The organism is Chitinophaga nivalis, assembly GCF_025989125.1.
In the GTDB taxonomy this organism is placed as follows: Bacteria; Bacteroidota; Bacteroidia; order Chitinophagales; family Chitinophagaceae; genus Chitinophaga; species Chitinophaga nivalis.
In genome coordinates, this window is sequence record NZ_JAPDNR010000001.1 from 5534105 (window position 1) to 5548269 (window position 14165).

Annotated in this window: 13 protein-coding genes; 3 read left to right on the top strand and 10 right to left on the bottom strand. The window is 48.9% G+C overall.

What is annotated here, in order from left to right:
• Positions 1 to 7: 7 nt before the first annotated feature.
• The 3 genes from OL444_RS21385 to OL444_RS21395 all read right to left on the bottom strand — a co-directional run bounded on the left by OL444_RS21385 (position 8) and on the right by OL444_RS21395 (position 3304).
• On the bottom strand, positions 8 to 1135 hold the full coding sequence (locus tag OL444_RS21385) for a terpene synthase family protein (RefSeq protein WP_264729822.1): 1128 nt from the start codon (positions 1133 to 1135) through the stop codon (positions 8 to 10).
• A gap of 440 nt (positions 1136 to 1575) precedes the next feature.
• Positions 1576 to 2262: a LytR/AlgR family response regulator transcription factor gene (locus OL444_RS21390; RefSeq protein ID WP_264729820.1), complete on the bottom strand. Its 687-nt coding sequence runs from the start codon at positions 2260 to 2262 to the stop codon at positions 1576 to 1578.
• Positions 2240 to 3304, bottom strand: coding sequence for a sensor histidine kinase (locus OL444_RS21395; RefSeq protein WP_264729818.1), 1065 nt, complete (start codon positions 3302 to 3304; stop codon positions 2240 to 2242). Before OL444_RS21395 ends, OL444_RS21390 begins: the two co-directional genes overlap by 23 nt.
• 180 nt (positions 3305 to 3484) lie before the next feature.
• On the opposite strand from OL444_RS21395, the gene OL444_RS21400 reads away from it, so the two are divergent.
• Positions 3485 to 4918: an alpha/beta hydrolase family protein gene (locus OL444_RS21400; protein ID WP_264729817.1), complete on the top strand. Its 1434-nt coding sequence runs from the start codon at positions 3485 to 3487 to the stop codon at positions 4916 to 4918.
• Between the two features lie 66 nt (positions 4919 to 4984).
• Here the strand turns inward: OL444_RS21400 and OL444_RS21405 are convergent, their stop codons facing one another.
• On the bottom strand, positions 4985 to 6220 hold the full coding sequence (locus OL444_RS21405) for an RNA polymerase sigma factor (RefSeq protein ID WP_264729816.1): 1236 nt from the start codon (positions 6218 to 6220) through the stop codon (positions 4985 to 4987).
• Positions 6221 to 6277: 57 nt separating this feature from the next.
• A complete protein-coding gene (locus tag OL444_RS21410) occupies positions 6278 to 6613 on the bottom strand; it encodes a YciI family protein (protein ID WP_264729814.1) in 336 nt (111 codons plus the stop codon).
• Positions 6614 to 6878: 265 nt separating this feature from the next.
• On the opposite strand from OL444_RS21410, the gene OL444_RS21415 reads away from it, so the two are divergent.
• Positions 6879 to 8390 (top strand): serine hydrolase, encoded by a 1512-nt coding sequence (locus OL444_RS21415; RefSeq protein ID WP_264729812.1) that lies wholly within the window; start codon positions 6879 to 6881, stop codon positions 8388 to 8390.
• A 164-nt stretch (positions 8391 to 8554) separates the two neighbouring features.
• On the opposite strand, the gene OL444_RS21420 is transcribed toward OL444_RS21415, so the two are convergent.
• The 5 genes from OL444_RS21420 to OL444_RS21440 all read right to left on the bottom strand — a co-directional run bounded on the left by OL444_RS21420 (position 8555) and on the right by OL444_RS21440 (position 12368).
• Entirely contained in the window at positions 8555 to 9949 is a 1395-nt protein-coding gene (locus OL444_RS21420; RefSeq protein WP_264729810.1) for an MFS transporter, read from the bottom strand.
• Between the two features lie 121 nt (positions 9950 to 10070).
• Positions 10071 to 10529: a DoxX family protein gene (locus tag OL444_RS21425; RefSeq protein WP_264729809.1), complete on the bottom strand. Its 459-nt coding sequence runs from the start codon at positions 10527 to 10529 to the stop codon at positions 10071 to 10073.
• An 84-nt stretch (positions 10530 to 10613) separates the two neighbouring features.
• Entirely contained in the window at positions 10614 to 11195 is a 582-nt protein-coding gene (locus tag OL444_RS21430; RefSeq protein ID WP_264729807.1) for a Crp/Fnr family transcriptional regulator, read from the bottom strand.
• A gap of 32 nt (positions 11196 to 11227) precedes the next feature.
• Entirely contained in the window at positions 11228 to 11722 is a 495-nt protein-coding gene (locus OL444_RS21435; RefSeq protein WP_264729805.1) for a low affinity iron permease family protein, read from the bottom strand.
• Positions 11723 to 11987: 265 nt separating this feature from the next.
• Positions 11988 to 12368 (bottom strand): PH domain-containing protein, encoded by a 381-nt coding sequence (locus OL444_RS21440; RefSeq protein ID WP_264729804.1) that lies wholly within the window; start codon positions 12366 to 12368, stop codon positions 11988 to 11990.
• A 406-nt stretch (positions 12369 to 12774) separates the two neighbouring features.
• Between OL444_RS21440 and OL444_RS21445 the strand changes: the two genes are divergently transcribed.
• Complete coding sequence (locus OL444_RS21445; protein ID WP_264729802.1) at positions 12775 to 14028, top strand: hypothetical protein; 1254 nt, start codon at positions 12775 to 12777, stop codon at positions 14026 to 14028.
• Positions 14029 to 14165: the final 137 nt, after the last annotated feature.

Here is a 14165-nt window from a genome sequence, read left to right on the forward strand (position 1 = left end):
CCAACGGCTATACGGCAACAGCAATGTCTGTATCCAGTACTGTTTCCTGGAATACGGAATCATAACGTTTATACCGTTTCGTATAGGCCTGCCACATCCAACTGGCCTGCACGCAGCGTTCCAGGCCTACCAGGTGTTTTTCCAGCGCCTGCAAACGGGGATCGGCTGTCGCAGCCAGGCGGCGCATTTTCGTGATAATCCGTTCCCGCAACCGGAAATATTCCGACAGGTAAAACCGGACAATCACCGCGGCCTTTTCCAGCACCGCTTCAAACGACAGCTCCGGATGGTTCAGCGCTACACTGGCCACCAGGTTGGAGTCGGCACTTTTATCAATTACTTCCTTTTCAAAAGAGAAGAAGTCGTTAGACAAACAGCCGAACATAGCCACCGCCTGTTGCAGGTCTTTCAGCTGTGCTGCCATCCGCTGCGCGGCCAGCCAGGACCAGTCCAGAAACGCGCCATCGCAGTATTCAATCAGCAGAATAATGTGGGGCATACCCGAGGTATGCAGCCGTTGCTGTATATACTCCTCCACATCCGGCAGGTAATGTAGCCCGCTGGCATTACAGTCCTGATGCGTAACACCGATGTGATAGGCATACATGTTAGAAAACGCGGCAAACCACTCCCCTGGCGATGTATCACGGATTTCCTGCAGCATTTCCGCATTGGCTTTTTCCACGGCATGCGCCTCCGGTATCACTGTGAGTGCAGGCGATAGTCCGGCCATACGGTCAATGATCAAACGGGCTTCCACCTGTTGCTCCCGGGGCAATAACCGGAATACATCACGCCCCATGATTTCATTGAGGTAATAGTCCACCGCACAATTCTGCACCACAGCTATTCCCCGCCGGAAGTCGGCCGCCGGAAACAGATAGGTGGCGCAGGTCAAATAATGTTCTCCGCTTTTCAGCCAGATACCATACGATTCACTCCACGACTTCACCGCAGCGGTAAGCTGGTCATTGCCGGCATTGGGCCGGTAAGTGCGGCAATACTCCCGGATATTCGTATCGCCGTCATTGAAAAGGGTACTCAGGGAAATTTTTTCCCGGGTGCTGAACAGGGCATACTGTTCCTGTAGATGCTCAATACCTTGAGCTGTCTGTGAAATGCTGCTGAATTGCATGTGCTATTTTTAAAGTGAGTAAATAGGCAGGATAAGATGACTATAATGAACAAACAAAACAGGGACAGGCATTACTTCGTTGCATATGTAATACGTAGTTATCGTGCATGCATAGCTGTCCAATTTCCCGACATTCCAATCCCCGGAGATACAGCATCCATTGCTTATCATCTACGTAAATCGTTGCTCGTTTAAACATGACCGTTATGAACAATTTAGCTAAATTGGACAATATTCCTCATAAGTTAAGGTAAAAAAGTAGTAATATTATGATGACTGCCATATCACAGCATGGAAAAAACAAGGTAGCCAAATATTGTGTCAGCCCCGTTTGTATTTCCTGATACCTGTTTCCCCCCGCGAATTGGCGTGATAACCAGAACGGTAGTACGATGCTCTCTTTTTTTCATGATGGAAGCAGCAGGGTAAACACCACTCATTTATTTTTGACACATCCGCTCCCGGAACTGCTGCCGGAAAGTCAGGCCCACCGGTAGTTCGGTACCATTCACCTCTACCTGATTTTTTTCAAATACCGAAATATGTTTCAGCGCCACCACATAGGATTTGTGGATACGGATAAAGTCCTGTGCAGGCAGGAGTGTCAGGAGTTCCTGCATATTGAGGAGGGAGAGGATTTTGGCGCTGGCGGTATGAAAACGCATGTAGTTGCCGGCGGCTTCGATGTAATAAATCGTGTCGGTAGGAATTTTATGGATGCGGGAGCCACTCTTCACAATGATTTCTGGAGCAGGCGGCGCTGTCTGCAGGCGGGGCGTAGCCGCCGCAATAGCTTTATTAACGGCTCGCAGGAAGCGGGGATAGTTGATGGGTTTCAGCAGATAGTCGATAGCGTTATACTCATAACTTTCGGCGCCGAATTCGGCATAGGCAGTGGTGAAGATGACCATAGGCGCCACAGGCAGGGAAGCCAGCAGCTGCAATCCGGATAATCCGGGCATATTGATGTCCAGCAACAGGAGATCTACCGGCGTTGCCTGAAGGTGCGCCAGGGCTTTATAGGGATTGGTAAAGTCGCCGCATAATTGCAGTGAAGGCGTTTGGGCAATATATTGTTTGGTAAGGGCCAATGCAAAAGGCTCATCATCTACGACCATGCATTTCATGATTCCATCCGTTTAAATTAATGGTTAACTGTACTTGAAATATGCGGGCATCCTGTTGAATATTCAAGACATGCGCGCCGGGATACAGCAACTGTAAACGTTTCCGTACATTATCCAAACCGATGCCGCCGTGCCGCACCGTTGTTTCCGGCTGGGGCAGCCCCCGGCTGTTTTTAACGGAAAAATACAGGAGCGCGCCCTCTACTTCCAGCATGATACGAATAAACGATTTTTTATCCAACTGTATCCCGTGTTTGAAAGCATTCTCCACGAATGGCAAGAGTAACAGGGGCGCAATCTGATGTTCCGGCAATACGTAGCTGTGGTGAAAGCTGATATCTGCCGCTATCTCATCGGCCAGGCGTCGTTGCTGGAGGTCGATGAAATTTTCCATGTACAGGATTTCCTGCTGCAGCCGTACGCGGTCTTCGTTGCTTTCGTATAACATGTAGCGCATCAGCTGACTCAGTTTATCGATGATGTTGGCCGTAGGTTCGTCCCGGTGCAGCAAGGCGCTGGCATAGGCCATATTGAGGCTATTGAAGAGGAAATGGGGATTCACCTGGGCTTTCAGGAAGTTCCGTTCCGCAATCAGCACTTCCCGCTCCAGCAGCTGCTGCCGGGCTTCCCGGCGAAACCAGTGCCGGGTGAAGCCATACCCCGCGGCCACACATACGAGTATACCATTCAGGACTACATTGATCCAGATTTGTTCGGTAAAGGTTTCTTTTTCCGAAGAAAAAATGCTGGTGGCGAAGCAATAGTCTGCCATGGATTCAATTGCCGTAGCCACTGTATATAACAGCCCGATACGTCCCAGTAGTTGCGGTATTTTTTTGTAGGCGGCATACCGGGGAATAATACTCAACGCGCAGCCATAAAATAAACCAGCATTAATAAGTGTACCCACAGTGAGCGGGGCAAAAAAGTTGCGGGAGGTATTGCTGAAAGTGCCAATATAGTTGGCAAAAAAGGCGATGAGTAAATAACCGGTGAGCCATATGACTACATGCATACCTGTTTCCCAATAGTGTCGCTTCAATTTTTTTTCGTGAAGATAGGATTACCGGGGAGAAGGAAAAACGGGAATTGATCAACCCCCTTTTTTTTATGTGAACGTTGTTCACACATACCTATCCACTGTATACAAGACCAGCAGGCCTGTTCGTCAATCGGGTGTATGGCCTGTTTTTTTTGCGGCTAGTTTTACCCTAAAAAAAACATGCGTCGTTTTTATCTCCTATTATTCCTCTTCGTAACGGGTATGCACCTACGTACCGTTGCCGGTATACCTACCCTCACAGGTACCTGGACCGGCACTGTACAAACCCTGCATCCGGATGCACCGGATGTAGCCTTTGAAATCAGCCAGGCGACGGGTGGCAGCCTCACCGCGGTGATGCATGTTACCAATCAGCAAAATTACAACATCCCGGTAGACAGTATCCTGCAAAACAACCAGCAGGTACGGATGGTCATCAGCCGCCTGAGTTGCCGCTTTGAAGGCGCATTGGTGAATGATACCCTATTGAAGGGTTTCATTGTCATGAATGACCAGCAACGTTTTGTATTGGAGTTAAAGAAGCAGGCTGCTTTACCCGCGCCTAAAACCCTCCGGCCTCAGGAGCCGGTTGGCCCCCTGCCCTACCTGGAAGAAAATGTCCGGTTCCCTCATGCCGCCGCCGGTATAACGTTGTCGGGTACACTGAGCTGGCCGGCTACCGGTGGCCGCTTCCCTGCGGTGGTGTTGATTTCCGGTTCCGGAGGCAACGACCGCGATGCCAATATTTTTACGCATAAAGTATTCCTGGTGCTGGCTGATTACCTCACCCGGGCCGGTATTGCGGTATTACGGGTGGATGATCGTGGTATCGGAGAAAGTACCGGCGACTTCGACTCAGCGACTAACGAAGACCTGGCAGCAGACGCCGTAGCGGGCGTTGCCTACCTGCATACCAGAAAGGAGATAAATCCCAAAGCCATCGGATTAATAGGTCATAGCCTGGGTGGCGATATTGCTCCGATTGCCGCGAACCTGTCGCCGGATGTCAACTTTATTGTACTGATGGCCGGTAGTGCAGCACCTATCGCTACCTGTTACTATGAGCATTGCGCCGCCGCCTATCCACTGGAGGGCGTATCCCCTAAAGGCGTACAGGTAAACCAACTGGTACTGGCAGCCGTTTTCAACATTATACAACAACAACCTTCCGACAGCATTGCCCGGGTGAAGATCCCACAGGTATTGCGTACACTGGATAAAGCGGTGGCTGGTCTTTCCGCAAAAGACCAGGATATCCTGGATTTACACGTTCCTATTGCATCAGATGAGTTCCTGACATTTCTATCCAAACCCCGGCGGGCAGATTTCCAACGGGACCAGTTTGCCATCGTCAGCCGGGTAAAGTGTCCGGTGTTGGCCATTAACGGTACCAAAGACGTACAGGTACTGCCTTCGCAGTTAAAAAGAATAGAACGCGCCCTGCGACAGGGAGGCAACAAACAGGTTACTATCAAAGCCTTTGAAGGGAAAAATCATCTCTTCCAGACGGCAAAAACAGGCGCGATCAGTGAATATGCTACCATCACGGAAACCATGGCACCGGAAGTAATGGCTTTTATGGCCAGTTGGATACAGCGTACCACGGCGCTGTAATCCACTCCGGGTAATCGTTCCGGGTAGCTGGTGTGGTCAGTTACCCGGGATAATTATGTTATCCGGTTATGCAGACAAACGATCTATTTTTTCCCGGATGCCTTGTTGTTCGGTCTGTGTTTTCGCCAGGCTATACGCTTGCTTTAAATGACGGAGCGCTTTTTCGGGATCTATCTCTTTATACAATTCTGCCAGCAGTAAAAAGTAAAAATGATTATGTTCCAACTTTAGCTTTTCTGCTTCTATCAGGGCTGCTTCCCGGCCATTTGCCTTATACAGGGCAAAGGTTCTGTTGAGGGCCACGCTGGGAGAATAATTGATTTGCAGCAGCTGATTATATAGCTGCAGGATCTGCTCCCATTTTTCGGCAGCATCTTCTTTCATACAATGCCAGTAGGCAATACGGGCCTCCAGGTGATAGGAACTTACTTCGCTGCCCCGGGCCGACAAATCCAGGAAATGAATACCCTGGCTGATCAGGGCTGTATCCCATAATGTTTCATCTTGTTCTTCGTACAGTACCACCCGTCCATCACCCGCCTCCCGGGCATCAAAGCGGGAAGCATGAAAACACATCAGCGCAATGAGTGCATTGGTTTTAGGCAGATTGGTCAGTTCCGCAGCCGTTAGCATAAGGCCCAGGCGTAAGGCTTCCAGGCAAAGGTCTTTCCGCAGGATTTCGTTTTGCGTCTGCGAATAATACCCTTCACTGAAAAGCAGGTAGATGATATGCAGCACATTATCCAAACGGGCCGATAACTGACTGGCCGGTGGCAATTCCATTTTCAGGCCGGCGGTACGCAGCTTTTCCTTCGCCCGGAATAAACGTTTGTTGATGGTTTCTTTATTAGACAAAAAGGCTTCTGCAATTTCTTCTATACCAAAACCGCACAGGATACGCAAGGCTAATCCGATCTGGGCTTCGCTGGCAATAACAGGATCACACACCGCAAAGAGCATTTGCAGCTGACTGTCTTTGATATTCTCATGAGAAAAGTCCAGGTTGGCCTCCTCTGTGCTTTCCTGCCGGGCGGTCAATGCCGGCATGACCTTTTGTTCCAGGATTTTATTTCTCCTGAAATGGTACAAGGTTTTCTGTTTGGCTACAGTATACAACCAGGCTGCCGGGTTGGGCGGTATCCCTTTCGTTTCCCAGTTTTCCGCGGCCGTGAGGAAGGTTTCACTTACAATATCTTCTGCGGTTTCAATATGTGCCAGGCCGAACTTGTTACTGATAACCGCTACCATTTTGGCAAATTCCTGCTGGAATAACTGTTTTAAAGAGATGTCTGCTGCTTTCATATATAAGTATAAAAAGCATGCTGCCCCGCAGCATGCCTTCCTGTCTGTTATAATACTTTAACTGATAGCCCTGATTTCCACGCTGCCGGCGGATGCCAGCGCCGGACAACCATGAGCCAGGGTAATTGCCTCTTCTTCGCTGGCCGCTTTTATCATTATAAAACCGCCCAGGCGTTCCCTTATTTCCACAAAGGGGCCGTCTGTAATAACACCACCTGCTTTTAATACTTTTCCTTCCTGCGATAAACGCGGCCCCCTACCTGCCAGCTTGTCCTGTGCGGCGATACCGCCGATCCAGTCCTGCCATTGCTGTTTCAGGGCCTCCATGGCTTCCGGTGACAGGTGAAGGTGATCGTAGTCTGGTTGACGGAATAACAAGATAAAGTCTTTCATGATTTTTTCTTTAAAAGATGATTGAAGATAAAGATTAGGAGCCGTATTGCCTGTCGGCATCTCCGGCCTTTGATATAATAATGACCGGATCATTCAAAACAGGACATCTCTCCCATAATTATTTTTATTTTTTTGGGACAGCATAGATAATCGTTGCCGAGACACGATTGCACACTGATTTATTTATCTTAGTCAGCAAATCAGTCCACCCCGGGACGGAGCGCTTGATAAATGGCTGATCCCACAAACCGTTAAACCCATCAACATGAAAAAACTGGTATGCTTATTCCTGTTTGCCTCACAGCTGGCCTTTGCCCAGGATGCTGTTCCCTCCTTTGTGAAAGATAGTCTGGATAATTATGTGACGCGTGGGCTGGCCGACTGGCAGATTCCCGGTGTTGCCGTTGCTATTGTCAAAAATGGGAAAGTGGTATGGATGAAAGGCTATGGCGAGAAGGCCACCGGTTCCGCACAACCCGTAGGTGTACATACCGCCTTCATGATCGGCTCCAATACCAAAGCTTTTACCGCTACTGCCCTCGCCCTGTTGCAGGCAGAAAAGAAAATATCGCTCAACGATAAGGTACAACGCTGGCTGCCGGACTTCACCTTATACGATTCTTACATTGCCAGAGAAGCCAATATCCGCGACCTCCTCAGCCATCGCCTGGGATTCGACACCTTTCAGGGCGATTTCACTTTCTTCGATTCAGACCTGACCAGTCAGCAGATACGAACAACCCTCGCTAAAATAAAACCGGCACTGGGTTTCCGGCAGTGGGGCTATTGTAATGCCGGCTATCTTACCGCGGGAGAAATTATTCCGAAAGTAACCGGTCAGTCGTGGGCCGCTTATCTGAAAGAAAAAATTTTCATTCCCCTGCAAATGACGCATACCGTTACTACCGTACAGGAACTGCAAGGGCTATCCGACAAAGCATTGGCGCATACTGTCACCGCCGGAAAACTACATACCATCCCTTATTGTAAAATCGACAACCTCGCGCCGGCAGGAGCGATCAGCTCCTCCGTGTATGATATGAGCCGCTGGGTACTGTTACAACTGAATAATGGCAAAACAGCCGACCGGCAACTCATACCGGAATCCGTTATCCAGGCACTGCGACAGCCACAGGCCGTATTGGGCAATGGCGGCCCGCGGTACAACACCGGGCATTTTGTACTATACGGACTGGGATGGATCATAGAAGAATATGATGGCCGTAAAATCGTGTCCCATACCGGTGGCGTGAATGGTTTTGTTTCCAGCGTTACCTTGCTGCCGGAAGAAAATCTGGGCATCGTCATACTCACCAACACCGACAACAATGCCTTTTATGTGGCGCTGCGCGATGAAATCCGCGATGCCTTCCTGGGGTTACCCTACCGTAATTACAGCCGGGTACTCAAAGAGGCGGTGAGTGCCGGAGAAGCCCGGCAGGCGCAGCTGCTGCAGGAACGCCGGCAGGAAAAACCTACGCAATCTGCCGCCAACTTACCATTGCAGGCCTATACCGGCGCATACCAACATCCAGTTTATGGCGGCATGCACATCACCCTGGAAAAAACAGGACTGGTCATGCATTTTCAGCATCATAAAACTTTACAGGGCCAGCTGGAGCCGGTAGGCAACCACGAATTCATCTGCACTTACAATGCATCCCTGTATGGCGTGAAGCTGTTACCTGCTCAGGTAAAAGACGGAAAAGTAGTGTCTGTCACTGTGCGGGTAGCCGACGACGTGGAAACAACCCCGTATGTATTCGTAAAACAATGATTCCAGCCACGATATCCCCGTTACCTTCCCCACAGGTAACGGGGATTTTATATGTGGACATTTCAGGCTGTAATGGGCTATATTGGTTTGTTGCATCTATGGCAAAACCGGAGCACTCCTGGTGCTACCTTTAAATAATATCTGAAGGGTATGCTCTGCGCAGTTTATGCCTGTCCCTTTTTGACAGCCGCCTGTTTGCGTACCAGGCGATACCCCGGTACCAGTGCCAGCAATAACAACACCACCACTACCATCAGCGTCTCCCGAAAGGCGATGGCATAATTATTTCCGGCTGCCACATCAAAGAACACCTGGCCGATCAAAGCCACACCCAGGGCAGATCCTATCTGCAGCGCAAAATTGATCAACCCGGAACCCAATCCTATAAATGCCTGCGGAATACCGTTTAAACTGATACGTACAATCGACGACAGGGTAAATCCCATGCCCATACCAGCCACCCATAGTCCTACGTAAAACAGGATACCCGACTGCCCGGCCGGCTGCCATAATGCAGCGATCATCAACGTAAATCCCGCAGCATACAAACTGATACCCAGCAATAATATGCGGTCACCGATATAACGGGTTATGCTGGCAGCAGCGAGCGAACAAATCAGGAATCCCAGCCCGAAAGGGATAATCGCCAGGCCGGCCTGCATAGCCTGCCAATGCAAACCATTTTGCAGGAAAAGCCCCAGTGCCAGGTAGAAGATACCGCTGGTATAAAATAAAAAAGCCGTACCGATACCACCCGCCAGCTGCGGGTAGCGGAGTATCCGCATATCGATCAGCGGCGTGCGGCCACGCTGCATCAGCCTGTTTTCATACCAGAAAAACAACAACAATACCGGTATACTCATCCCCAACATCACTTTTATACGCAAAGGCCAGTACAGGTCAAATCCACAGGTCAGCGGGTATATCACCAGTAACAGGCAGGCCGACAACAGGCAGATACCCAACCAATCTATAGGTCCCTGCTGTTCACTTTTATGTTCCGGCAGGTATTTCAGACCGGCGATCAACGCCACGATACCAATAGGGACATTAATGAGAAAAATAACCTTCCAGCCTAGCCCCGCTATATTCATGGCAATCAGTAAACCGCCCAGCAGCTGTCCTAATACGGCAGCCAGGCCGAAAGTGAAACTGTAATATCCCATCACCCGGATCTTTTCCTCCGGGGTATACACTACCTGAATGATGGCCAATACCTGTGGCGCCATAATAGCACCGGCAATGCCCTGCAACACCCGGCCGGCAATCAGTACGGTGGTATCTGGCGCGCAACCACAGATCAAAGAAGCAGTAATAAAACCAAACAGCCCGCAAAGAAACATCCGCTTGCGCCCCATCAGATCTCCCAGCCGGCCGCCGGTAATCTGAAATACGGCATAGGCAGCCGTGTAGAATGAAACGATCATTTGCAGCGACGCCGGTTCGGCGTGCAGGTCTTGCTGGATGGCCGTCAACGCCAGGTTAACAATGTAAAAATCCAGTGGCGATAAGACGGCGGCGATCAATAAAATAAAGAGAATAATTTTTTTCCTGTACATCATTTCCGGATTAGACAGCAAAGTTGCAACAGGAAGCGGAAGGGATGATAACGCAATCCGTTTTTTCATTGACGCAATACGAAGTATATAAGCACACGGGCTGCCCTGGCCCGTGTTGTTCCTACGATGCGAGCCAGCGGTCCAGCGAATAGCGCCCGCCACCGGTGATCAATAGCGCCAGACACATACCTAGTACCAGCAGGTGAAACTCAAAGCCTTCCTGTCCGGCTGGCAGCTTCCCGAACCAGTTCATGAAAAAGCCATTTTTGCCATGGATGCAAATAATCATCCCGATGAAAAGTCCGCCAATACCGATGGCAGCTATACGTGTACCCATCCCCGTTAGTAGCAGGACTGTACCACCACATTCTACCAGGATGGCCAAGGCTGCCACGTATGCCGGTAGTCCGGCCACTTCCGTCATGAATTTCATTTCGCCGGACAACCCCGGCCCGTTCAGCCAGCCAAACATTTTCTGCACCACATGTGGGAATAATACGCCGCCAATGGTCACTCTTAATATCAGCGGCACCCAGCTGTTGCCGGTACTCAATAGCTCTCTCATTACTTCTTTGTACATCTTTTTTTGATGCAAAGTTGCAGCAGCAGGCAGCTGTTATATTGTGACATTTATCAAAAAATTCCTGTGCGGAATGTCCTTGTTTTATTGTGAAAGGCGGCCAGGCTGACTACGCAGCCGGCTAAGGGTTTCGCGGGTAACGCCGAGGTAGGAAGCTATGTGCTGTTGCGAGAGGCGTTGTTCGATGGGACCATAATCTTTCAGGAAAGCCTCGTACCGTTCTGCAGCGCTTTTCTGCAGCAACAATATTCTTTGCTGCCACATCGCGCAGGTTTGCTGTAATACCCTGTGAAAATACCGTTCCAGCTGTGGCACGGTATGATAGAGGGTTTCCAGTGTCTCCTGATGAAGCTGTAACACCGTAGTGGCTTCGAGTGCCTGGATATTATACACAGAAGGCGTATGGGTCAGGAGGCTATGCCGGTCTGTCATCCACCAATCTTCAAAGCCGAAATGTACGGTATGTTCGCGGCCATCGGTAGTCGTTTCATATTGCCGTACCCCGCCGGCGACAATAAAATAATCCCGGCGGCAGATGTCTCCTTCCTGCAGCAGGTATTGATGTTTGCGCAGTTTCTTTACTTCCAGCGCGTCACAGAAAAGTTGCTGTGCGGGTTCTTCCAGTGTAATGTAACGGGCTACGTGATGCAATAACAAAGTATACATGCAACAAATATACAGCAAGGAATTTCTCCCGCTTATTCCGTGTCTGTTTTTTGGGCCTCTCCGGCCGCCTGCTGGCTGGCATGTTTACTTTCCGCATTATTAATCGCTTCTTCTACGGAATGAGATCCCGTCATACTGGATCTTTTTTTTGTTTCCTCTACGATGATACAATAGTATTTATGCAGGATATCCAGTTCTTCTTCCGACAGATTTTCTACATCAATCAGGCGGTTGCTGGCAGCTTTATTGGCAGCCAGCAGCTCATTCAGTTTCAGCTGCACCGATTTCGCATCTTTGTTCTGCGACTTCTGTATGATAAATACCATCAGGAATGTCACGATGGTGGTGCCGGTATTAATCACCAGTTGCCAGGTATCAGAATAATGAAATAACGGACCGCTGACCGCCCATATCACAATAACGGCCAACGCCACAAAAAAGGCCCACTGACTGCCGGTTGCCGCAATGACTGCAGAAGCCATTTTCTCAAAAAAACGGTTGTTGTTTTTACCCGTAGTTGGTTTCATGATAGCACATTTAAATGATGAGCCGACAAGCCGGTACTTTCTGAGGCCTTTTATCCACACCTTCCGGAAAGCGGGCATTCTCCATCGCACCGTGATGACGACTGTGCTGCACGTAGATGCTTTACAGTCAGGCATATGGAGGTACAGCCACGATAACACCGGTTGTCTGCTACCTACAGATAGCGGGTAAATTCCATGCCAGAAGTCAGCATAAAAAAGCCCCAGGTCATACCTGGGGCCTTTCACTATCATAGCTGCAACTATTTTATCCCAGCACATGGTGCGCCAGTACTTTCTGTACTTCATATACATCCACAGATCTGTTGAACTGCTTTTTGATGCTGGGGTTTATTTCGCCGGATATCCATATTTTCAGCTCTGCATCCAGGTCGAAAGTACCGGCAGTTTCTACGCTGAAACGGGAAATACTTTTATAGACGATGCTGCGGTATTCTGTTTTACTACCGGTCAGCCCCTGCTTATCGATGAGAATTAATCTTTTGTTGGTGAAGATAAACGTGTCTCTGATCAGCTTAAATCCCATCTCGATGGTTTCTTTATCAATCAGTAGTTTACCGTAATCTTTGTTTAGTTGCTCCTGGCTTACGGCGCCGGCATTGCCCATTAGTCCGGAAAATAATCCCATAGATAAATTTGTATTTAATAGTATTGATTAGATAGGTATATTTTTTGCGTGTCTTGCCGACATGATAAAAAAGCCCGGGCTATTGGTCGTCATCATCGCTACCCCTAAAAGTATAAGGTGTTGTTATCAAAATTACTCTCGGTAAATATAATACAATGTACTTATCCTGAAATATAAATTTACCACGATCATTATCTTTCCTTTTCCATTACACCTAAATACTTTACCAGAGATGATTACAGCGTAAATATAACTTATAAAAACGGGTAGTATGGTTGCTGTTTTTCGCGACGCGTTGTTTCTTATCGAGTATCAATAAGCCCCAACTAGTGCATCCGGAATGATTACTTTTAAACCATCGAAGTAGCCTGTTCCCTTGTTTATTTATCAACCAAAACCCACCACCATGAAGTTTATTCAAACATGTTACCTGTTAAGTCTGCCTGCTCTCCTGCTATTGGCAGCCTGTTCTAAAAACAACGATATTCCTGCTGTAACAACAATTGGTATTGATGAAACAGCGATTCAAAAAAGTCTGGGTGATTATCCTTCATTTGCAAATGAAGCCGCCTTCACGAAAAAGCTGCAGGAAATAACCAGGCTATCGCCGGCAGCACAGTTGCATCAACAAGGTGTGCTAACTTATACCTCACTGGCAGCCCGCTTCCTGGAGTTTGACCACGCAGTCAGGGAGATGGAAAAGAAGAGAGATACCAGCGGATTTTACCTGCTGAAAGCCCGGTATGCATCGGTGGTATACTGGAAAGCGCCGGATGAATATCGCGTGAATGCACCGGACTGGGCAACGGCACAACTGGTAAATGCGCATGGCATCGTGAAAATAGGCAATGCCTTGTATCAGTTCAGCAAAGGTAAAACCGTTGCGCTGAAAAGCGGTACCCTGGCCACCTTGCAGCAAGCCATTGCGGCAACCTGGAATGTGGACAAAGCTAACTACCAGGTACAGGTTACCAATCCGAATGATGAGAATGCAGTCAACAGCCTCCTTACCAAATCGCATCCGGGGTATCTGTGGCTGGACCTTTCCGGCAATAATCCGGATGAAGGCAAAACCACGGTAAACGTAACACCGCAGGCCGTATTTGTGACGTCTACCAAGCGATTATATTACCAGGTGAGAATGATTAACACCAGAAAAAACGGCACCGTATATTGTATGACGCAGCTGGAATACCGGGCCCAGGAAAAATTACTGATCTTCTGGCAATGGGCGCCAGCCGTTGAATTTAAAATGGATGGCCGTTTCCAGTTTATATTTTCCGATGCTTTACTTGATCCGTATGCCGTACAGGTATATTCGAATACAGGCATCGTAGACCGCTACTATGAAAAATACTACAACCCAGAAACCTGGGGCACACAAATCCTGGGTATCTCCAGTAACATTATCAATCACACAGATCCGATTTCAGTGGTAGGTTTTCCGGGCAATAACGTAAGCCGCGACATGCTGGCAGATATCAAAACACATCCGGATGGGCCCAAATACATTTTCCATGACGGATTACTGGGCAACCAGGCCAGCCCCACCTATTATCTGCACCAGGTAAGATCACTGCATAAAGATCCGCTGACCTTAACCACGCCGACCAATTTTACCTGCCGGGTAGGCGGTGTAAATTTCGATATTAATTTTTAGCGATTATGCGATCTGCGGGAAAGCCGCTATTTCCGGATGGGCGTACCATTAGCCCGGAACAGGTTACTGTTAGGCAACATCCGGAAGTGAGCGGAGCTCCCACATAAAAACCTGCGCAAGGCGCGGGTTTTTATGTT

Coding starts and splice junctions, on each gene's coding strand:
- OL444_RS21385 (WP_264729822.1), bottom strand. CDS start 1,135: ATGCAATTCAGCAGCATTTCACAGACAGCTCAAGGTATTGAGCATCTA.
- OL444_RS21425 (WP_264729809.1), bottom strand. CDS start 10,529: ATGTACAAAGAAGTAATGAGAGAGCTATTGAGTACCGGCAACAGCTGG.
- OL444_RS21435 (WP_264729805.1), bottom strand. CDS start 11,722: ATGAAACCAACTACGGGTAAAAACAACAACCGTTTTTTTGAGAAAATG.
- OL444_RS21400 (WP_264729817.1), top strand. CDS start 3,485: ATGCGTCGTTTTTATCTCCTATTATTCCTCTTCGTAACGGGTATGCAC.
- OL444_RS21390 (WP_264729820.1), bottom strand. CDS start 2,262: ATGAAATGCATGGTCGTAGATGATGAGCCTTTTGCATTGGCCCTTACC.
- OL444_RS21440 (WP_264729804.1), bottom strand. CDS start 12,368: ATGGGATTATTTTCCGGACTAATGGGCAATGCCGGCGCCGTAAGCCAG.
- OL444_RS21430 (WP_264729807.1), bottom strand. CDS start 11,195: ATGTATACTTTGTTATTGCATCACGTAGCCCGTTACATTACACTGGAA.
- OL444_RS21445 (WP_264729802.1), top strand. CDS start 12,775: ATGAAGTTTATTCAAACATGTTACCTGTTAAGTCTGCCTGCTCTCCTG.
- OL444_RS21410 (WP_264729814.1), bottom strand. CDS start 6,613: ATGAAAGACTTTATCTTGTTATTCCGTCAACCAGACTACGATCACCTT.
- OL444_RS21415 (WP_264729812.1), top strand. CDS start 6,879: ATGAAAAAACTGGTATGCTTATTCCTGTTTGCCTCACAGCTGGCCTTT.
- OL444_RS21420 (WP_264729810.1), bottom strand. CDS start 9,949: ATGTACAGGAAAAAAATTATTCTCTTTATTTTATTGATCGCCGCCGTC.
- OL444_RS21405 (WP_264729816.1), bottom strand. CDS start 6,220: ATGAAAGCAGCAGACATCTCTTTAAAACAGTTATTCCAGCAGGAATTT.